Raw genomic sequence first — 19,113 nt, 5'->3', positions numbered from 1 at the left:
GGTTCGTTCTCTGTCGCCCATGCTGGGCAACACCGGCCCTGCTCGGCACGCAAGGGCAGGTTTTCTTGAAGACGAGGTGATCGGGATATCGCTGCGGATTGTGGCAAAACCAGACTGGTGATTATTCACGCACCCGCGAATCAACGAACAATCAGCCAAACACCCATTTGGCATTGCCCTCACCCAGCCAACCCTGCATTTCAATCAGCAAGTCTTCTTCCGGGCGAACTTTCCACTCGCTGCTCAATTGGGCCACACAGGCCGCATGACCGTTGTGATAGTCGATTTCCACCAGGCAACCTTGTTCAGGATCACGGAAAGGCTCCAGCATGGCGCGCAATTTTTCAGCATCCGACTGCCCATTCATACTCAGCCGCAGTCGGCTTACAAAATGAGCCCGGGCACTGGCCAATGAGTACAAGTTTTCCGCAGAAATCCTTAAACCACCGGTGTAAGAGTCTTCGGACACTTTGCCTTGCAACACCAGCAAGGAATCTTCTTTCAGCAAATTGCGGTTGGCTTCAAATTGTTCATTGAAAATTGACAATTCCACCTGCGCGGTGGAATCGTCGAGCAGCACGATTGCCATTTTCCCGCGCTTGGTCATCATGGTGCGCAGCGAGGCAATTACACCCGCCATCCACACCATGTCTCGGCCGGGCGACAAGTCTTTCAGCTTCAATTTAACAAACTGACGCACCTTGTCTTCATCGGCCTTGAACAGGTGTCCGCTGAAGTAATAGCCCAGCGCTGCTTTTTCCTGCTGCAGTTTTTCGCGTTCGCTCCAGGTGGGCACTTCCACCAGTTCAGGCGGGGCATCGCCGCCCAAGGCCTCGCCAAACAAGCTGACCTGCGCTGCGGTTGCAGCCTGTTGTGCGGCCCACTCCATGGCCTGGCCCGAGCTGGCCAGCAATTTGGCCCGATCGGGGTTCAGCGCATCGAATGCGCCTGCGCGGATCAACGCTTCAATCACCCGCCGGTTGATCTGTTTGCTGTCCACGCGTTTCACGAAATCAAACAGGCTGGTGAAAGGGCCATTGGCATTGCGCTCGGCCACAATCGCCTCGCAAGCGGCCTGGCCCGTGCCTTTCACCGCACCCAAACCGTAACGAATGGCACTGGCGCGTTTTTCGCCGTCAATTCGAACTGCAGTAAAACGGAAGTTGGACTCGTTCACATCCGGGCCCAGCATGGCAACTGTGGTGCCCGCCTTCTTTCCAGGCACCTGACACATGGCCATGGCGTCTTCAACAAACACCTTTACTTTGTCGGTGTCGTCCATGTCGGAACTCATGGACGCAGCCATGAACTCGGCCGGGTAATGCGCCTTCAACCACGCAGTGTGGTACGCAATCAGCGCATAGGCCGCTGAGTGCGATTTGTTGAAACCATATTCCGCAAACTTTTCCATCAAGTCGAAAAGCTGCTTGGCCACTGCTGGGTCTACGCCACGCTCGGTGGCACCAGTCGTGAAAATTTCACGCTGCTTGGCCATCTCTTCGGGCTTTTTCTTGCCCATGGCGCGGCGAAGCAAGTCAGCGCCGCCCAGGCTGTAGCCCGCCAGAATTTGGGCGACCAACATTACCTGCTCTTGATAAACAATCACACCGTAGGTGCTTTTCAGAATGCCTTCCAGCTTGGGGTGGAAGTACCACTCTGCCCGGCCTTTGCCGGTTTTTGAAGTTTCTTTTTTACGCGCGATGAAGTCGTCCACCATGCCGGAACCCAAAGGGCCAGGGCGGTTCAGCGCCATCAAGGCAATGATGTCTTCGAAGTTGTCGGGCTTGAGCTTCTTTTCAAGGTCTTTCGCCGAGCGCGATTCTGACTGGAACACAGCGGTGGTGTTGCCATCCGAGAACAACTGGTACACCGCAGGGTCGTCTAGCGGCAGGTCTTCTAGGCGGAAGTCGCGCTGGTCTTCGTAGTTTTCACGCACCCAGCGCACGGCCCAATCCAGAATGGTCAGGTTGCGCAAGCCCAAGAAGTCGAACTTCACCAAGCCTACGGCTTCCACGTCGTCTTTGTCGTACTGCGACACCACGGAGTCGGTGGACCCATCGGCGCAATACAGGGGGCAGAAATCAGTCAGCTTGCCCGGTGCAATCAACACGCCACCGGCGTGCATGCCCACGTTGCGGGTCAGGCCTTCAAGGGGTCGGGCCACGGCAATAATTTCCTTGGCCTCGTCTTCGTTTTCCACACGTTCACGGAACGTGGGTTCGTCGGCCATGGCGCGGTCAAGGTCCCAAGGGTCGGCTGGGGTTTGTGGAATCAGTTTCGACAAGCCGTCACAGTACATATAAGGCATGTCAAGCACGCGGCCTGCATCGCGAATCACCGCCTTGGCACCCAAGGTACCAAAGGTGGCAATTTGGCTGACCGCATCGCGCCCGTAGTTTTGCTTCACGTAATCGATCACGCGGTCGCGGTTGTCCTGGCAAAAGTCGATGTCGAAGTCGGGCATTGAAACCCGTTCAGGGTTCAGAAAACGTTCGAACAGCAAGTCGTAGCGCAAGGGGTCGAGGTCAGTAATACCCAAAGCGTACGCCACCAGTGAACCAGCACCCGAACCCCGGCCGGGGCCCACGGGTACACCGTTTTTCTTGCCCCAGTTAATGAAATCCTGAACGATCAGGAAATAACCGGGAAAGCCCATGCCAATGATGGTGTCGCATTCAATCTTCAAACGCGCTTCATATTCGGGGCGTATTTTTTCCCGTTCCTCAATGTTGGGGAACAGGTGTGCCAATCGCTTTTCCAAACCCTCTTTGGACAAATGAACGAGGTAATCGTCCAGTGTCATGCCATCGGGTGTAGGGAATGCAGGCAATTTGGGTTTGCCCAATTCAAGCGTTAAGTTACAACGCTGGGCAATCCGAATGCTGTTGCGAATGGCACTGGGAATATCAGCAAACAGTTCCGCCATTTCCTGCGCGGTTTTGAAATACTGTTGCTCTGTAAAGCGGCGAGGCCTGCGCGGGTTCGACAAAATTTCGCCCTGCGCAATGCACACGCGGGCCTCGTGCGCACGGAAGTCTTCAGGCTTTAAAAACTGGATGGGGTGCGTGGCCACCACTGGCAGCTGCAATTTGGCTGCCAGCTGGCAACTTAAGTTCACCAAATTTTCAGCTTGGGTTGAGCCATCACGTTGCAACTCAATGTAATACCGGCTTTCAAAGTACTTCAGAAACTTTCGGGCGGAGTTTTCTGCGCGGGCCATATTACCGCCCAGCAAAAATTGGCCGACATCAGAACCTGCAAAGCCTGAAACGGCGATCAGGCCATCGCAGCCAACCTCATCAAACCACTCAAACTTCAGGGTGGCCTTACCGCGTTTCTGGTTGCGCAAGAAAGCACGGCTTAACAGCTCGCACAACTGCAAGTAGCCCTTGTGGTTTTGCACCAGCAGAAGCACCCGCGCAGGTTGTTCTTCATCCCGGTCGCTTTCTATCCACACATCGCAAGCAGCAATTGGCTTAACACCTGCGCCGCGCGCTTTGCCATAAAACTTGATGAGCCCAAACAGGTTGGACAGATCTGAGATGGCCAGCGCGGGCATGCCGCAGCCAGCAGCGGCCTTGACAGCCTCGCCCACGCGCACCATGCCGTCAAGCACCGAGAATTCGGTGTGCATGCGCAGGTGAACAAATGTGGAAGGCAATGTGGGGGATGAATTGGTCATCCCCCTATTTTATCCGCAAACGGATATTTGATTACAGCCCATTCACGTCTTGGGCAAACTATTAGACTGCGAGTTTCTTGGCAAACTCAGCCACCCTGGCACCATAAATTTTGGCAGTTTCCAGGTCAGAAGCAGGTGGGGTCACGTCTGCGGGTGCATTGTCCGATTGGGTCATCACCCCCACCCAGGAGCCCACACGGTTCAACTCGTTGACATCGCCTGGCTTTTGGGCACCGGGTGTGGCACTGCCCACCCAGATCATGCCGTGCTGCATGGCATAGGTTACAAAGTATTGAAGGGTGCTGAGCTTGTCGCCGCTCATGGACATTGAATTGGTAAAGCCACCCGCCACTTTGTTTTTCCAGCCCTGGTTAAACCACACCTTGCTGGAGGCATCTGCGAACTTTTTAAAGTCAGCAGATGCGCCACCCATATAAGTGGGCGAGCCAAAAATAATGGCGTCGGCCTTGGCCAGTACGTCCCATGTGGCATCGTTCACGTCGTTAACCGAAACAAGGTGGGTTTGAACACCCGCCACGCCTGCTGCGCCCTGCTCAACAGCCTGCGCCACTTTGGCGGTGTGGCCATAACCACTGTGATAAACAATTGCTACTTGTGTCATGTTTTACTCCCTCGTTGTTGTCACTATTAAGCTGGCAAATCGAAAAACAGCACTTCGGCTTGCTCGCTCACATCAAAATTCAATTCCCGCTCGCCGCTGATCAACAGCGCATCACCGGTTTGCAGCAGCACATTGCCCACAGTTACCGAACCCGTGGCTACATGCAAATAGCCTTTGCGTGCAGGGTCCAGTTCACGGTGCACGCTCTGATTACTCAGGCGGCCTGCATACATTTTCGCGTCCTGATGAATGAAGGCGATTTTCTTTTCATCTGCCTCAGCCCTGTCGCCCGTCACAATCAAACCAAGCTGGCCAGTGATTGTGGCTACATCGAGGTCGTGGTCCTTGTAACCGGGATCAACTCCATTCACTGAAGGCTCTATCCAGATTTGCAGCAGGTGTGCCACATCGGTTTTGTGCGCATTCATTTCTGAATGGCGAATGCCGGTGCCTGCACTCATGCGCTGAATCTGATTGGGCTTGATGGCCGAGCCGCCGCCCAAGCTGTCCCGATGGCTTAGCTCGCCGCCCAACATGTAGGTAATAATTTCCATGTCGCGGTGGCCGTGAGTACCAAAACCGGTTTGTGGCTGAACCCAGTCCTCATTGATCACACGCAGTGGGCCAAAACCCATGTGCTTGGGGTCGTAGTAGCTGGAAAACGAAAAGCTGTGATAGCTCTCAAGCCAACCATGGTTGGCGTAACCGCGCTCGTTGGATTTTCTGATCTGGAACATGTTCAACCTCCTGTTGAATGATGAATTCAGTGTAGGGGCTGCCATGCAGCCAAACAAGGCGTAGAATTTGATGAACTCATTCAAAAAAACTGAACCCATGACCATCAACCTCGACAGCCTTGCCCTGCTTGAATTGATTGAAGCGCGGGGCAGTTTCGCAGCGGCGGCCGTTGCCTTGAACAAGGCCCCATCGGCCATCACCTACCAGTTGCGCCAATTGGAAGAAAGCCTGGATGTGTTGATTTACGACCGTTCAGGCCACAAAGCGAAGTTAACGCCTGCTGGCAAAGCCCTACTGGAAGAAGGTCGCAAGCTACTCGAGAGCACCGATGCACTGACCAAACGCGTGAAAGCCGTGGCCAGCGGGTGGGAGGCAGAATTGCGAATTGTGTTGGACTCGGTGGTGCCGTTTGAGCAAGCGATTCCGTGGATACAGGCGTTTGATGCGCTGGAATGCCCCACCCGCCTGCGCTTTTCCAGTGAAGTGTTGTCAGGTACTTGGGAGGCGTTGTACTCGGGCAGGGCCGACCTTCTAATTGGCAGCCGCCTGGATCAAAACCAGTTTGCAAGCGCAACTGGCCTGCACATTCAAAGTTTTGGAAACTCTTTGTTTGTGTTTGCCGTGGCACCCAACCATCCCTTGGCTGAGGTGGAAGAACCCGTGTGCATCGACACAATACGGCAATACCGTGCGGTGGCTGTTGGCGACACTTCCCGCAACTTCAAACCGCTGACATTTGGGTTGCAAAGCGGACAGGCGGTGCTCACCGTGCCCAATCTGCAAGCCAAAGTGAAAGCCCAACTGGCTGGCCTGGGTTGCGGCTGGCTGCCCTGGAATTTGATTGAGCAAGAAGTGGCAAATGGAGAACTCATCGTCAAGAAAACCGAGGACACCACCCGCCAAAGCAGCCTTTGCTTTGCCTGGCAGCGTGGCAGCCAAGGCAAGGCGCTGGACTGGTGGACCAAACACCTGGCCACGGTTCAACTTAATTTTCAGCCACCTCAATAAAGAGTTCTGAACATGCCCGCACAAGCGCCCTACATCGGCCGCTTCGCCCCCTCACCCACAGGCCCTTTGCATTTGGGCTCACTGGCCACCGCGCTGGGCAGTTTTCTGGATGCGAAGGTGCACGGCGGAAAATGGCTTTTACGCATTGAAGACATTGACGAGGGGCGTTGCGATGCCGCATCAGTTGAACACATCCTTCACACCTTGAAACGCCACGGCTTGAACTGGCATGGTGACTTATGGGTTCAATCGCAACGGCATTCGGTGTATGAAACCGCATTGAAATGCTTGAGCGAGCGGGGTTTAACTTACCCCTGCGCCTGCACCCGAAAAGAAATTGAGGAAGCCAATTCAAGGCGTGCACTCGGTGAAAACCGTGTTTATCCCGGCACTTGCCGACACGGCATGCCAGCAGGCCGGAAGGCCCGCGCCATTCGTTTTCGATGCTCTGCTGAACACGTTAAGTGGCAAGACCACAGACTAGGCGACTTCAACGATGATTTGAACAGGAGCAGTGGCGACTTTGTGCTGAAGCGGGGTGACGGTTACTGGGCCTACCACCTGGTCGTGGTTGTCGATGATTTGGCAAGCAAGGTGACGCACATTGTGCGCGGTGAAGACCTGGCAGACACCACGGCTCGGCAAATTGCGGTGTGGAAAGCATTGCAAAGTGGGCTTGATGCAAAAGCTGTTTTTCAGCCCCCCGCCTACTGGCACTTGCCAGTGATATTGGCCGAAGACGGACAAAAGCTGTCCAAGCAAACCGGGGCACAAGCGGTGCCGGAACATGACCCTGTGCTGAATTTAAACACCGTGTGGCAACACTTTGGTTTGGACAAAATAAAAGCCACTACAACGAAGCAGTGGCTTGAATTGGCGTCCCCTGTTTGGGCCAACTACCGGGCTTAGTTCCGTGGACTGCCGCCCAACAAAAACGCCACAGGCGCAGCATTCTTGCTTTTCGGTTTGTTGTTGCCCGCCGAATTTTGGCCCGTCGCAGCCTCGGCAGCCGCTTTGTCTTCCTTGGATTCCTGATAAGGCTGGTTGAACAAGGAGTCTTTCACCCGGGTTTGTGCCAATTTGGCGCGCAAACGTTCGTATTCCGCATCCCGGTGAATTGGCGCGTTGTCATTGAAACGCGCACCTTGGTAGGAGGTGTCGCGAGCCGGTCGGCGTTCGCGTGCCGGGGCTGTATCATCGCCACCACGAGCGGGGCGACGGTCAGAGCGACCCTCGGTACGCGAAGCACCACGACTCTCGCTGCGACCCTCGCGGCCACCACGCTCTTCCCTTGGCGCACGAGCACCCGGCACAAAACCTTCCAGCTCTTCACGCACAAAGGCTTTGCCAATCAGTTTTTCAATGTCTTTCAAAGCGCGTTCGTCGCGCTTAACAACAAAGGAATACGCAGTGCCCTTGGCACCTGCACGGCCCGTGCGGCCAATTCGGTGAACGTAATCTTCAGGCGTGGTTGGCAAGTCATAGTTGATTACACAGGGCAAATCAGCAATGTCCAAACCACGGGCAGCCACATCGGTGGCCACCAGCACAGTTACTTCACCGGCCTTAAAAGCTTCCAGCGATTTGGTCCGCTCAATCTGGGTTTTGTCGCCGTGAATCGCGGTGCTGGATACGCCTTCTTTTTCAAGGTGGCGCGCCAAACGGGCTGTGCCCAGCTTGGTGTTTGAAAACACGATCACCTGGCTCAACGCTTTGCTTCTAATCAGGTGGCAAACTGCCATGCGTTTGTCTTCTTCACTGTCGAGCGCGAATATGACCTGCTTGATGTTCTCGGAAGTTGCATTGCGGCGCGCCACTTCAATCAGCGTGGGCGAGACCATGAAGCTTTTGGCCAGCTTCTGGATTTCAGGCGAGAACGTGGCCGAGAACAACAAATTCTGGCGTGTTTTAGGCAACAAATTAATGATTCGCTGCAGGTCAGGCAAGAAGCCCATGTCCAGCATGCGGTCGGCTTCGTCCAGTACCAGCACCTGCACTTGGCCCAAATTAATACTTTTTTGCTGTACGTGGTCAAGCAAACGGCCAGGTGTGGCAATCACCAACTCAGCACCACGGCGCAAAGCCTGAATTTGAGGGTTGATATCTACACCGCCGTACACCACGGTAGAACGCAGTGGCGTGTGCTTGGCATAGGTGAACACGTTGGCTGCAACCTGGTCAGCCAGTTCGCGGGTGGGCGTCAAAATCAACGCACGAACCGGGTGGCGGGCAGGCGACGTATTTTCTGTGGCCAGCGGCATCAAGCGGTTCAAAATAGGCAAGGAAAAACCAGCGGTTTTACCAGTTCCAGTCTGGGCAGCACCCATGACGTCGACGCCAGTCAGCACCACGGGAATGGCTTTGGCTTGGATTGGCGTGGGCTGTGTATAACCCTGCTCGTCGATGGCTTTCTGGATGCTGGGGTGCAGCGCAAAGTCTGCAAAGGTTACATTTGCGAGAGCGGCTTCTTCAGCGGCGGTGGCGGTATACGGTTCAGTTTGTGTCATGCACGCATTCTAAGCCTATTTGGTGCTTATTATTTGTGCAATTGCTTTAAATTCACTTGCTGCACCGGCTGGGTGCAGCAAATGTACTTTTCATACAACAGCCAATCGGCTCTGTTCGCTTACTGATTTTCAGCAATAAATTCATCCACGTGTTTAACAGCCAATCGACCTGCATTGGCTTGCGAACTTTCAGTGCCCCATGCCACATGCGGTGTAATGATGCAACGCGGGTGTTGCCACTGCACCATCAAGTGATCACGAGGTGGTGGTTCTACTTCCAGCACATCCAGTGCAGCACCACCCAAATGGCCACTTTCAATGGCCTGTTTCAACGCGTCGAACTGCACCAGACCACCGCGGGCGGTGTTGATCAAAATCGCGCCCTTCTTCATTTTGGGAATGGTGTTGGGTCCAATCAAACCTTTGGTTTGCTCATTCAACGGGCAATGCAAGCTAAGCACATCACTGTTTGCCAAACCATGCTCGAAGCTGACATAACCATCGCGCGGCTTGTCCACGCCTTGGCGCTCGATGTGCAAAATGGTCATGCCGAAAGCCTTGGCAAATTCAATCAACTTGCCGCCAATCGCACCACTTCCCAATACACCCAGGGTTTGGGTGTGCAGGCCACGCATGGGCAAAGTGTGCAGGCAGAAAAAACGCGATGCACTCCAGCTGCCATCGTGCACCAGCGCTTCCCACTCGGGCACACGGCGGGTCAACTGCAAAATACACGCCATGGCATGCTCTGCCACGGATTCAGGCCCGTAATTCACCACATTGCTTACTTTGATACCGCGCTCTGCGCAAGCGGCTTTGTCCACGTTGTCGGTACCAGTGGCCACCAGCTGAATCATTTTCAGCTTGGGCGCTGCATCCAGCTCGGCTGGACCAATTTTGACCTTGTTGATGATCAGAATTTCAGCATCCTTGATGCGTTCTTTCAGCACATCTGCGGTGGTGAAGGGGTATTCCGTCCAAGTGTGCTTGCACTCGGGGCGTGGCAGGGGGGTACGGACGGTCTCGCTTTCCAGCCAAACAATATTCATGTTGTGTGTCTCCATTTCAGTTGCTAGAAGGCTACCGACTAATTGCTGGCTTCGACACTGGGGCTAACCATGAAAATGCGGCTCAGGCTACACTGCCAAATACACACGGGGGGATTACTCGATGGCAGGCAAGTACGAAGGGAAGATCAACATGGCCATGGGCGTGACCAAACAAAAAATCGGTGAACTGACCGGCAACAAACAATTGCAGCGCGAAGGCCAATTTCAGAAATTGAAAGGGGCCACTCAGGATGCGGCTGAAACAGCAAAAACAACGGTGAAAAGCACAGGCAAAGCCTTGGGCAAAGAGGTCAACAAAAGCCTGAACCAGATACGCAATAAACTCAAACCTTGACCGCAATGTTTCTGATTTGAAGCTCATCCGCCACGCCGGCTATCCGGTAACAATTCTTGCCCGCTTTTTTGGCCTCGTACATTTGCTCGTCACTCACTTCGAGCAGTTCCTGGACAGAATTTCCATGCAATGGGTACATGGCAGCACCAATACTGCACGACACCGTCAAACCGTGATTTTGACGCACCCGCACCAACAGCTTGTCGCAGGCAAATGACTCAATAATTCGTTCGGCAATGTTTTTCAACAATTGAATATTGCAGCGCGCCACGATAATTGCAAACTCATCACCCCCCAAACGCGCCACGTGATCCACATTGCGCGTAGCGCCTTTAAGCAGCGTTGCACTGGTCTTCAGAATTTGATCGCCCGCCTTGTGCCCCAAAGTGTCGTTAACCGCCTTGAAACCGTCGAGATCAAGAAACATGAGGCCCAGTGTTTCTCCGGGCAACAGCCTGGAAAGACGTGCCTCCAATGTCATGTCAAAACCTCTGCGATTCAGCACCCCGGTCAGTGGATCGCGCTCAACCTCGTTGCGTAAATCCTCGACATTTTTGCGAATGCTGACATCGTCCACAATCAACACTGCATGCGCACCCTGAATTTTGTCGTTGTACACCGCAAACCGAAATTGCAGAACCCGACCGTCGGTGAAATTCAATTCCACTGGCTTCTCGTGGCTGCCAAAGTAATCGGTCACCAAATCTTTCAAGCGAATGCGTTGCTCTCGAACCACGCCAGCCCGAATCAATACCTGCTCCAGGTTGGCACATTGTGTATCCAAACCCTCAATTTTCAGCATCTTGGCCAGCGCCTTGTTCAAGTAAAGTAACTTGAAATGCTCATCCAGATAAGCAACCCCGCTGGCCAGCGAAGAAAGTAGCATGTCAAGCCGGTTTTTCTCAGAAACCGAACGTGCGTGGCTTTCCTCCATGGCCTTCATTTGCAACTCAATGGCTTGAGCCATGCTGTTGAAAGCCGTCCCCAGGCACGAAATTTCATCACTGCCCGAGACCTTGATTCGGGATTGTATTTTCCCCGCCTGCAGTTCCATCGCTTTGCTTCGAAGGTCCTCCAGCCTTGCAGAAAGGGTGTTGCTCAGGCCCAATAAAATCATTGAGCAAGCCAGGGCACTCAGTAGGAAAACGCCCACCAGGTAAAACAGCATGTCATTGCGATCGCGATATACCTCGTCCTCATCGAATAAAATCTTGAGTTGTTGTCCTGCTGCCGACAAGTTAAAAGTTGACAGCAGAACAGCCGGATGTACCGATAAGTTTTCGGGTACCTCACCCATGGCATAGGCGAGTTTGTCATCCACATTGATCCAGACTGCCGAAGGTTTGTAGCGGGAATAGAAGTCCCGAACCATGGAGCTCAAAGTGTCTAGTGAATAGGTCTGGTTCGTCAATTGGGCCTGGAACAGCTCGGTCTGAAAACTTTCCTGAATGCGACGCAAATCCCGTTCGGCCAAATTACCCATGTGCGTGTATTGAATGGTCGTAAAAATGCCCCCCAGCAACAACTGAGCCACGAAAGTAGCAAGCAACCATTTCCACTTGAAAGACATGCTGAACAAGCCCGTTTTGGAGAACATTCGCAATCAGTATGCCGACTCGGCTTGAAGCCCGGAATCCCACGAGAGGGGCACTTTTCCGGCAATCGAAAATAAAATGACTTATTTCTGCAAACAGGTGTTGTGTTCAATATTGTTTTTTGCCATAATTGCGGGCTTGCCGAGGTGGCGGAATTGGTAGACGCGCTGGACTCAAAATCCAGTGGTAGAGATATCGTGCGGGTTCGATTCCCGCCCTCGGCACCAGCCCCCAGTTTCAACGAGTCTCACACATGAAACTGTCAGAATTCGATTTTTACCTTCCCGAACAGCTTATTGCCCAGCACCCCCCTGAACATCGTGGTCAGTCGCGTTTGCTCGTTTGCAAGCAACACCAGCCCATTGAAGACCACCAGTTTGCACAAGTGCTGAATTTGCTACAGCCCAACGATGTATTGGTAATCAATGACACCAAAGTACTGAAAGCGCGCCTGGAAGGGCAAAAATCAAGCGGCGGGAAAATTGAAGTGATGCTGGAGCGTATTCTGGATGACAGGCGCTTTACTGCAATGATTCGGGCCAGCAAGTCTCCCAAACCGGGCAGTGAAGTGGTGCTGGCCGGCGTGGCCACGGCCCGCGTGCTGTCCAAACACGACATGATGTACCAGCTGGAACTGCTGGAGAGCAGCCTTAGCCTGCCCGAGCTGCTGGATGCGCACGGCGCCCTGCCCCTGCCCCCTTACATTGAACACAGCGCCAATGCGCAAGACGATGAACGTTACCAAACCGTGTTCGCGCGCGAGCCCGGTGCTGTGGCCGCCCCGACAGCGGGCTTGCATTTCACCGACGAATTGCTTCAACAAGTGAAGGCACGCGGTGTAAAACTGCTCAACCTCACGCTGCATGTGGGTGCCGGCACCTTTTTGCCGGTTAAAACAGACAATGTGGACGAACACGTGATGCACAGCGAGCGCTATGCCATTTCCGGCTCACTGATTGAAGCCATGATTCACGCCAAGGAACATGGCGGCAAAGTGGTGGCTGTGGGCACCACTTCCCTGCGCGCGCTCGAGGCGTGGGCCACTGAAACTGGCTGCAATTTAAGCACGGCAGACGGTTTGAACAAAGCCTTACAATTTGCGCACACTGGCCATGCCGGGGACACCGAAATTTTCATCAAGCCGGGCTACCCCTTCAAGGTGGTCGACAGGCTGATCACCAACTTCCACTTGCCCAAAAGCACCCTGCTCATGCTGGTGTCTGCTTTTGCAGGCAAATCCAACATATTCAACGCTTACGAACACGCAATTGCGCAACAATACAGATTCTTCAGTTATGGCGACGCCATGTGGCTTGAACGCTCCGAATGATCGAATCTGCTTATCCCATAATTTCCCATGATGGCAGCGCCATCCAGATGATGCGCTGGTCGAAAACCGACACCAAACCACATTTGCATTGGGCACACGCCACTGGCTTTAATGCAAAAACGTACACACCGCTGCTGCGCGAGCTCACTCCGCATTTCGACGTTCACACGTGGGACATGCGAGGGCATGGAGAAAGTCGATCAGCTGGCAATCCAAAAACATTTCGCGGCTGGAGCACCTATTACAAAGACCTGATCGCCGTGCTTGATCAAGCCAGCAAACCTATGTGGCTGGCTGGCCACTCGATTGGTGCCACCACCAGCCTTGCCGCTGCGGCACAACGCCCTGAAAAAGTGAAGGGCCTTATTCTTGTAGAACCCGTATTGCTTGATCCCAAACAAGGATTTGCGCTGCGCCTGGCCAACTGGTTTGGTTTTGCAGACCGAATTGCAATGGCGGCCGCTGCGGCCCGCAGGCGTGCGAGCTTCCCGACACATCAAGAGGCCTTTGAGAATTACCGCAGCAAAAAGGCATTTGGCACATGGAGCGATGAATGGTTACATGCCTATGTGCATCACGGTTTCGTGCCCACCGAACAAAATGAAATGGAGTTGGCCTGCCCACCAAGTTGGGAGTCGCTCACCTTTCAACACACTGAGCCCAATGCCGCACGCTGGATTCGCGACCCGGGTTGCCCCATTCACATTCTTGCAGCCGGAAAAGGTTCTACATTCCCGGCGACTGCGCATGCTCGCATTCAAAAAAGACTGCCCAAGGCGCGTATCGAGGTGCTTGCAGATGCAACGCACTTCTTGCCCATGGAACACACCGGTCTTGTGGTGCAGCGGATTCGGGAATTGGCTGGGGTTTAAACCCAGCCTGAAATAAAAAAAGCCCGGTGAATTCTCACCAGGCTTTCTCAATCCACAGCAATTGCATCGAATTTATTCGACCGCTTTCACCATGTCTTCAATCACTTTCTTGGCATCACCAAACACCATCATGGTTTTGTCCATGTAGAACAACTCGTTGTCCAAACCAGCATAACCGGCATTCATCGAACGCTTGTTCACGATAATGGTTTTAGCCTTGTAGGCTTCCAGAATCGGCATGCCTGCAATCGGGCTCTTGGGGTCTTTCGCAGCGGGGTTCACCACGTCGTTCGCGCCCAATACCAGCACCACATCGGTCTGCGCGAATTCGCTGTTGATGTCTTCCATCTCGAACACCTGATCATAAGGCACTTCAGCTTCAGCCAACAACACGTTCATGTGGCCTGGCATGCGGCCTGCCACTGGGTGAATCGCATACTTCACAGTCACGCCCATGTGGGTCAGCTTCTCGCTCAGTTCTTTCAATGCATGTTGGGCACGAGCCACCGCCAAACCATAACCAGGCACAATCACCACGGTTTCAGCGTTGGTCAGCAAGAAAGCCACGTCGTCGGAAGAACCACTTTTTACAGTGCGCTGCTGGCCATCACCTGCTGCGCCTGCGTCGGCCTCGCCACCGAAACCACCCAGAATCACGTTGAAGAAGGAGCGGTTCATGGCCTTGCACATGATGTAACTAAGAATTGCGCCTGACGAACCCACCAGCGAACCGGCCACGATCAACATGCTGTTGTTCAGCGAGAAACCGATGCCTGCCGCCGCCCAACCAGAGTAGCTGTTCAGCATGGACACCACCACTGGCATGTCTGCACCGCCGATTGGAATAATCAGCGTGACGCCCAGGATGAAAGCGGCGATGGTCATGATGATGAAGGGTGTCCAGTCTTGCGTGACTGCAAACCAGATACCGCAACCCACCATCACAATGCCCAACACAGCATTCAGCTGGTGCTGGCCGGTGAAGCGAACAGGCGCACCTTGAAACAGGCGGAACTTGTACTTGCCGCTCAACTTGCCGAAAGCGATGACAGAACCCGAGAAGGTGATGGCACCCACGAAGGTACCAATGAACAACTCGATTTTGTTGCCCAGCGGAATGTCGAACATGCCCTTGGCAGTGATACCAAATGCATCGGGCTCAGCCACCGCTGCAATCGCAATGGCCACCGCAGCCAAACCGATCATGCTGTGCATGAAGGCCACCAGTTCAGGCATTTTCGTCATTTCGACGCGCTTGGCCATCACGGTACCCAAACCACCGCCCACCACCAAACCAGCCAGCACCCAACCCAAGCCAGTCACCGCAGATTGACCTGCGATTTCTGCCAGTTTGAAGATCAGGCCAATCGTGGTTGCAATGGCAATGGCCATACCCACCATGCCGAAGGTGTTACCCAAACGCGAAGTTGTGGGGTGTGAAAGGCCTTTCAAGGCCTGAATGAAACAGATTGACGCCACCAGGTACAACAGCGTCACTGCGTTGAAACTCAATTCCATAAATTTCTCCAGATCGCTGTTGGTTTACTTGTTCTTTTTCTTGAACATTTCAAGCATGCGACGGGTGACCAAGAACCCACCAAACACATTCACTGCCGCCAGCGCCACGGCCAGCACACCCATGAATTTGCCCAAGGGTGTCACGGTCAACGCGGCTGCCAACATGGCACCCACAATCACGATTGCAGAAATTGCGTTGGTTACCGCCATCAAAGGGGTGTGCAAAGCAGGGGTTACGTTCCAGACCACGTGGTAACCCACGTAAATGGCCAGTACAAAAATAATCAGGTTGACCACGGTGGGGCTAATTGCGTCCATGTTGGCTCCTTCCTTAAGCGTTTTTGCGTTTGAGTTCGCCACCGGTGCACATCAGGCACGCGGCAACAATGTCGTCTTCCATGTCGATTTTGAAGGCGCCTTCCTTGTCGAAAACCAGCTTCAGGAAATCAATCACGTTGCGGGCATACAGTGCGGATGAATCCGCTGCCACCATGGCGGGCAGGTTGGCATAACCCACAATTTTCACGCCGTTCACGTCGACAATTTCGTTCAATTTGGACAAGGGGCAATTGCCGCCCTGCTCCACCGCCAGGTCAATCACGACTGAACCCGGCTTCATGGCACGCACAGTTTCTTCGTGCAGCAATGTGGGTGCCTTACGGCCCGGAATCAAAGCCGTGGTAATCACGATGTCGCTTTTGATCGCTTTTTCGTGAACGGCAGCGGCTTGGCGCTTCATCCAGCTTTCAGGCATCGGGCGGGCATAACCACCTACACCTTGTGCAATTTCGCGCTCTTCGTCCGATTCAAAAGGCACGTCCACAAACTTCGCACCCAGCGATTCAACCTGCTCTTTCGTAGCTGGGCGAACATCGGATGCTTCAATAACTGCGCCCAAACGCTTGGCCGTTGCAATGGCCTGCAGGCCCGCAACACCCACACCGAGAATGAGCACACGAGCGGCTTTCACCGTACCGGCAGCGGTCATCAACATGGGCATGAAGCGCTGGTACACGTTGGCCGCAATCATCACAGCCTTGTAACCAGCAATGTTCGCCTGCGAGGAAAGCACGTCCATACTTTGCGCGCGCGTTGTGCGCGGTGCCGCTTCCAGAGCAAATGCGGTCAGGCCAGCCTTGTTCATGGCCTCCAGTGATGCATTGTCAAAGGGGTTCAGCATGCCCACCACCACCTGCCCGGAGCGGTAAGCAGACAATTCGTTCTCAGCGGGTGCACGCACCTTGAGAATCATGTCGCAACCACTGATCACATCCATGGCGCGATCAACAATCGTTGCACCCACGTCCACGTAGGCTTGATCGGTAATCGAACTGGCAATGCCGGCGCCGGCTTGAACAAACACTTCGTGTTTTTGGGAAATGAGCTTTTTCACCGTTTCTGGTGTAGCGGCTACACGCGTTTCTCCGGACCTGGTCTCGGCCGGGATTCCGATTTTCATGGAACTTCTCCTTGTGGGAAAGCGCTTTTATTTGATGTTTAAGAACTGCAAATACACTGCTGGTGCGGACTATAGCACGGTAGTATCGCCCAATCTAAGGGAATACCACAACCCAGCATTTGACAATAAATAATGTCACAATTGGAATTGTGCTCGAATTACCTGCAAAGAAAAACGAAGGGGTGGCTTTACCCACCCTGGGTTCAATCAAAAATCAAACTGGGCAGTCAACTTGAAATTGCGCCCCGGATCTGGGTATACACCCACCGGCTCTACACCCGAAAAAATTGCAAATGCGTTGTAAAAACCTTGGCTGTAGTACTGACGATCAAACAGGTTGTTGACAGAAAAAATCAGTTTCATCTGCTCAAACCGATACTTGAACGCAAGATCTGCCAAGGCATAACCGGGCACCTTGCCCTCTTCGTTTGGTGCATCTAGGTCACCCCCCAAACGTTGATCCGACTGCGCCGTGATCAAAATCTCGGAATCAAACCGGTCTGAAATTTCGTACCCCAAACCAAGCAGTGCCCTGTGCGCTGGCACCAGCGGCACGCGCGTACCGCGCAATTCACCCGTACGAAATTCGGAATCGGTATAAGTGTAGGCTGCACGTAAATCAACGCGGTCCGTCACGGGGGTCGAATGTTCCATTTCGACCCCAAGTCGTTGGGTTTTGTCCAGATTGATATTCGTGAAGTTCACGTTGGCAATTTCATCATCCAACATAATTTTAAACAGCCGCAACACCTGCTCAGTTTCACCTGCCCGGCGCCGAATTCCCACTTCCAGTTCTTTGGACAACTGCGGATTCAGGAAAGTAGCGGGCGACGGTCTTGACGTGGGATCGTTTTCATCAATATTCGGCACGCGAAAACCTTTGTTGAATTTCGCAAAACCAGTCAGCGAATCGGTTAGTACACGGGAGAAACCGAGTTCATAAGCTTCGAGGTCAATATTTCGCCGGGTTTCTCGATCAGCAGGCACATTAAAGCCCGAATCATCCGTGTCAAAACGGAATTGATCAATGCTTTCCAATCTGTAGCCCAGATTCACGCGCAGGGTATCGCTAACTACCAGATCGTCGCCAAGGTGGAGGGCCCTCGATTTTTGCTGCCCTTTGGCGACAAAGGTGCCAAACGAAAACACGCCCACAGAATCCAGGCGCGCCTCCTCAAGTGCAACACCCAGGGTAAGCTGATGCACACCGCCCAAACCTTCCATGTTGTCGGAGACAAACACTGACAACTGGTCTTGCACAAGATCACGCTGACCACGCGGGTTGCCGTCTTTGAACGTTCGGCTTTGATCTCGGCGGGACACATCAACACCATAATCAAAGGGCATGTTGCGGGAACGCAAATACACACTGGTAAGGTCGCGTTTGAAAAATGAAAAATCGCCCACATTACTTGGCGTTGGTCTGGCCTGACGTGGGTTGGCCTTGAACTGGACCAAGCTTAGAGAACCAGGAAATTGAACATCGCTGGACTCAGTTCCAAATTTCACACCGGCAAGCACCTTGTCGCCCATCCAGGAAAGTCCGGCCAGTGCACTGCCGAAATCTTCAGCGCTTCGATCGCGATAGCCTTCCGAAGCAGACTCCGTTATATCCAGCGTGAACCCGATAGACCCCGCCCCGCCCCGCAGCCCCAACGTGGTTTCCAGTAAATTATAAGAACCCACAGACACGGCCCCTGTTCCCGACAATGGAGCATTCGCCTGAGGTTGTACGGTGGTTATTCGAATTACGCCACCAGATGCACCATCGCCATACGCCACCGACGCTCCGCCGCGCATAATTTCAATTTGCGCCACAGCACTTAAGGGAATACTTGAAATTCGGGCGGTTGCCAGTTCCTTTTCACTGTATCGAATGCCATCAACAATCACTGCCACGTTGCTGTCAGGGCTGGAACCACCAAAACCACGCAGGTCGAAACTTGCATCACGCGAACCAACCAGACCGGACCGGGTATTCACAAAACCCAACTTCTGGATCACTTCAGCCAGCGAGGTATAACCTGAGTTCTGGATTTCTGTCCGAGTAATCAAAGTAGCAGACGGAGGCGCCACTACCTTGCCATCCAAAAGACGATTGGATTTAACAACCACCGCAGGCAGATCATACTGCCCGGCCACGGTTTTTTCTGCGGTTTGAGAAAATGCCGCGCCCGTAACGCACGCCAAAGGAAGCAATACAAAAATGGTCGATTTCATGATGATCATCACAGTTAACCGCGCCCACCGCGCAGCAAGAAAATTCGCTGGGGGAACAGTACACAGGCGGTCATTCAGAACGCGCAAGCAAGCCAAGGACACAACAGCCCTGGAAGTCACGGAGAAAAGTTCGGTAAAAAACAATTGGCCGCCTGCGT

15 protein-coding genes and 1 tRNA gene are annotated in these 19,113 nt (G+C 53.6%); 6 read left to right on the top strand and 10 right to left on the bottom strand.

Features of this window, described 5'->3' with window-relative positions:
- Positions 1-151: 151 nt before the first annotated feature.
- The 3 genes from dnaE to FCS97_RS05290 all read right to left on the bottom strand — a co-directional run bounded on the left by dnaE (position 152) and on the right by FCS97_RS05290 (position 5,041).
- Positions 152-3,682, bottom strand: a complete 3,531-nt coding sequence (gene dnaE, locus FCS97_RS05300; protein WP_138517219.1) for a DNA polymerase III subunit alpha — start codon at positions 3,680-3,682, stop codon at positions 152-154.
- A 61-nt stretch (positions 3,683-3,743) separates the two neighbouring features.
- Positions 3,744-4,304, bottom strand: coding sequence for a flavodoxin family protein (locus tag FCS97_RS05295; protein WP_138517217.1), 561 nt, complete (start codon positions 4,302-4,304; stop codon positions 3,744-3,746).
- Between the two features lie 26 nt (positions 4,305-4,330).
- On the bottom strand, positions 4,331-5,041 hold the full coding sequence (locus FCS97_RS05290) for a pirin family protein (RefSeq protein ID WP_138517215.1): 711 nt from the start codon (positions 5,039-5,041) through the stop codon (positions 4,331-4,333).
- Positions 5,042-5,111: 70 nt separating this feature from the next.
- Here FCS97_RS05290 and FCS97_RS05285 point away from each other — a divergent pair, with 70 nt between their 5' ends.
- On the top strand, positions 5,112-6,050 hold the full coding sequence (locus FCS97_RS05285; protein WP_342776949.1) for a LysR substrate-binding domain-containing protein: 939 nt from the start codon (positions 5,112-5,114) through the stop codon (positions 6,048-6,050).
- A 12-nt stretch (positions 6,051-6,062) separates the two neighbouring features.
- Positions 6,063-6,959, top strand: coding sequence for a tRNA glutamyl-Q(34) synthetase GluQRS (gene gluQRS / locus FCS97_RS05280; protein ID WP_138517213.1), 897 nt, complete (start codon positions 6,063-6,065; stop codon positions 6,957-6,959).
- Here the strand turns inward: gluQRS and FCS97_RS05275 are convergent.
- Entirely contained in the window at positions 6,956-8,557 is a 1,602-nt protein-coding gene (locus FCS97_RS05275; RefSeq protein WP_138517212.1) for a DEAD/DEAH box helicase, read from the bottom strand. The genes gluQRS and FCS97_RS05275 overlap by 4 nt on opposite strands.
- Positions 8,558-8,676: 119 nt before the next feature.
- Positions 8,677-9,606, bottom strand: coding sequence for an NAD(P)-dependent oxidoreductase (locus FCS97_RS05270; protein WP_171035180.1), 930 nt, complete (start codon positions 9,604-9,606; stop codon positions 8,677-8,679).
- Positions 9,607-9,727: 121 nt separating this feature from the next.
- Here FCS97_RS05270 and FCS97_RS05265 point away from each other — a divergent pair, with 121 nt between their 5' ends.
- The gene (locus tag FCS97_RS05265; protein ID WP_138517208.1) at positions 9,728-9,961 is read left to right on the top strand and encodes a CsbD family protein; all 234 of its coding nucleotides are present in this window, start codon (positions 9,728-9,730) and stop codon (positions 9,959-9,961) included.
- On the opposite strand, the gene FCS97_RS05260 is transcribed toward FCS97_RS05265, so the two are convergent.
- A complete protein-coding gene (locus FCS97_RS05260) occupies positions 9,951-11,558 on the bottom strand; it encodes a GGDEF domain-containing protein (protein ID WP_138517207.1) in 1,608 nt (535 codons plus the stop codon). The genes FCS97_RS05265 and FCS97_RS05260 overlap by 11 nt on opposite strands.
- A 138-nt stretch (positions 11,559-11,696) precedes the next feature.
- On the opposite strand from FCS97_RS05260, the gene FCS97_RS05255 reads away from it, so the two are divergent.
- From FCS97_RS05255 to FCS97_RS05245, 3 genes are all read left to right on the top strand, one after another.
- Positions 11,697-11,783 (top strand) — tRNA-Leu (locus tag FCS97_RS05255).
- A 26-nt stretch (positions 11,784-11,809) separates the two neighbouring features.
- Positions 11,810-12,886, top strand: a complete 1,077-nt coding sequence (gene queA, locus FCS97_RS05250; protein WP_138517205.1) for a tRNA preQ1(34) S-adenosylmethionine ribosyltransferase-isomerase QueA — start codon at positions 11,810-11,812, stop codon at positions 12,884-12,886.
- Positions 12,883-13,758 (top strand): alpha/beta fold hydrolase, encoded by an 876-nt coding sequence (locus tag FCS97_RS05245; RefSeq protein ID WP_138517203.1) that lies wholly within the window; start codon positions 12,883-12,885, stop codon positions 13,756-13,758. Before queA ends, FCS97_RS05245 begins: the two co-directional genes overlap by 4 nt.
- A gap of 72 nt (positions 13,759-13,830) precedes the next feature.
- Here the strand turns inward: FCS97_RS05245 and FCS97_RS05240 are convergent, their stop codons facing one another.
- The 4 genes from FCS97_RS05240 to FCS97_RS05225 form a co-directional block, all read right to left on the bottom strand.
- Entirely contained in the window at positions 13,831-15,276 is a 1,446-nt protein-coding gene (locus FCS97_RS05240) for an NAD(P)(+) transhydrogenase (Re/Si-specific) subunit beta (protein ID WP_138517201.1), read from the bottom strand.
- Between the two features lie 24 nt (positions 15,277-15,300).
- Positions 15,301-15,594 (bottom strand): NAD(P) transhydrogenase subunit alpha part 2, encoded by a 294-nt coding sequence (locus FCS97_RS05235; RefSeq protein WP_008249635.1) that lies wholly within the window; start codon positions 15,592-15,594, stop codon positions 15,301-15,303.
- 13 nt (positions 15,595-15,607) lie between these two features.
- Positions 15,608-16,735, bottom strand: coding sequence for a Re/Si-specific NAD(P)(+) transhydrogenase subunit alpha (locus tag FCS97_RS05230; RefSeq protein WP_138517199.1), 1,128 nt, complete (start codon positions 16,733-16,735; stop codon positions 15,608-15,610).
- A gap of 207 nt (positions 16,736-16,942) precedes the next feature.
- Entirely contained in the window at positions 16,943-18,955 is a 2,013-nt protein-coding gene (locus tag FCS97_RS05225; protein ID WP_171035179.1) for a TonB-dependent receptor family protein, read from the bottom strand.
- Positions 18,956-19,113: the final 158 nt, after the last annotated feature.

The organism is Limnobacter alexandrii (assembly GCF_005871185.1).
GTDB classification, from domain to species: domain Bacteria; phylum Pseudomonadota; class Gammaproteobacteria; order Burkholderiales; family Burkholderiaceae_B; genus Limnobacter; species Limnobacter alexandrii.
The sequence above is the reverse complement of the archived record's forward strand: the minus strand, read 5'-3'. Positions and strand labels throughout refer to the sequence as shown.

Coding starts and splice junctions, on each gene's coding strand:
- dnaE (WP_138517219.1), bottom strand. CDS start 3,682: ATGACCAATTCATCCCCCACATTGCCTTCCACATTTGTTCACCTGCGC.
- FCS97_RS05240 (WP_138517201.1), bottom strand. CDS start 15,276: ATGGAATTGAGTTTCAACGCAGTGACGCTGTTGTACCTGGTGGCGTCA.
- gluQRS (WP_138517213.1), top strand. CDS start 6,063: ATGCCCGCACAAGCGCCCTACATCGGCCGCTTCGCCCCCTCACCCACA.
- FCS97_RS05265 (WP_138517208.1), top strand. CDS start 9,728: ATGGCAGGCAAGTACGAAGGGAAGATCAACATGGCCATGGGCGTGACC.
- queA (WP_138517205.1), top strand. CDS start 11,810: ATGAAACTGTCAGAATTCGATTTTTACCTTCCCGAACAGCTTATTGCC.
- FCS97_RS05260 (WP_138517207.1), bottom strand. CDS start 11,558: ATGTTCTCCAAAACGGGCTTGTTCAGCATGTCTTTCAAGTGGAAATGG.
- FCS97_RS05270 (WP_171035180.1), bottom strand. CDS start 9,606: ATGAATATTGTTTGGCTGGAAAGCGAGACCGTCCGTACCCCCCTGCCA.
- FCS97_RS05290 (WP_138517215.1), bottom strand. CDS start 5,041: ATGTTCCAGATCAGAAAATCCAACGAGCGCGGTTACGCCAACCATGGT.
- FCS97_RS05295 (WP_138517217.1), bottom strand. CDS start 4,304: ATGACACAAGTAGCAATTGTTTATCACAGTGGTTATGGCCACACCGCC.
- FCS97_RS05235 (WP_008249635.1), bottom strand. CDS start 15,594: ATGGACGCAATTAGCCCCACCGTGGTCAACCTGATTATTTTTGTACTG.
- FCS97_RS05230 (WP_138517199.1), bottom strand. CDS start 16,735: ATGAAAATCGGAATCCCGGCCGAGACCAGGTCCGGAGAAACGCGTGTA.
- FCS97_RS05225 (WP_171035179.1), bottom strand. CDS start 18,955: ATGAAATCGACCATTTTTGTATTGCTTCCTTTGGCGTGCGTTACGGGC.
- FCS97_RS05285 (WP_342776949.1), top strand. CDS start 5,112: ATGAACTCATTCAAAAAAACTGAACCCATGACCATCAACCTCGACAGC.
- FCS97_RS05275 (WP_138517212.1), bottom strand. CDS start 8,557: ATGACACAAACTGAACCGTATACCGCCACCGCCGCTGAAGAAGCCGCT.
- FCS97_RS05245 (WP_138517203.1), top strand. CDS start 12,883: ATGATCGAATCTGCTTATCCCATAATTTCCCATGATGGCAGCGCCATC.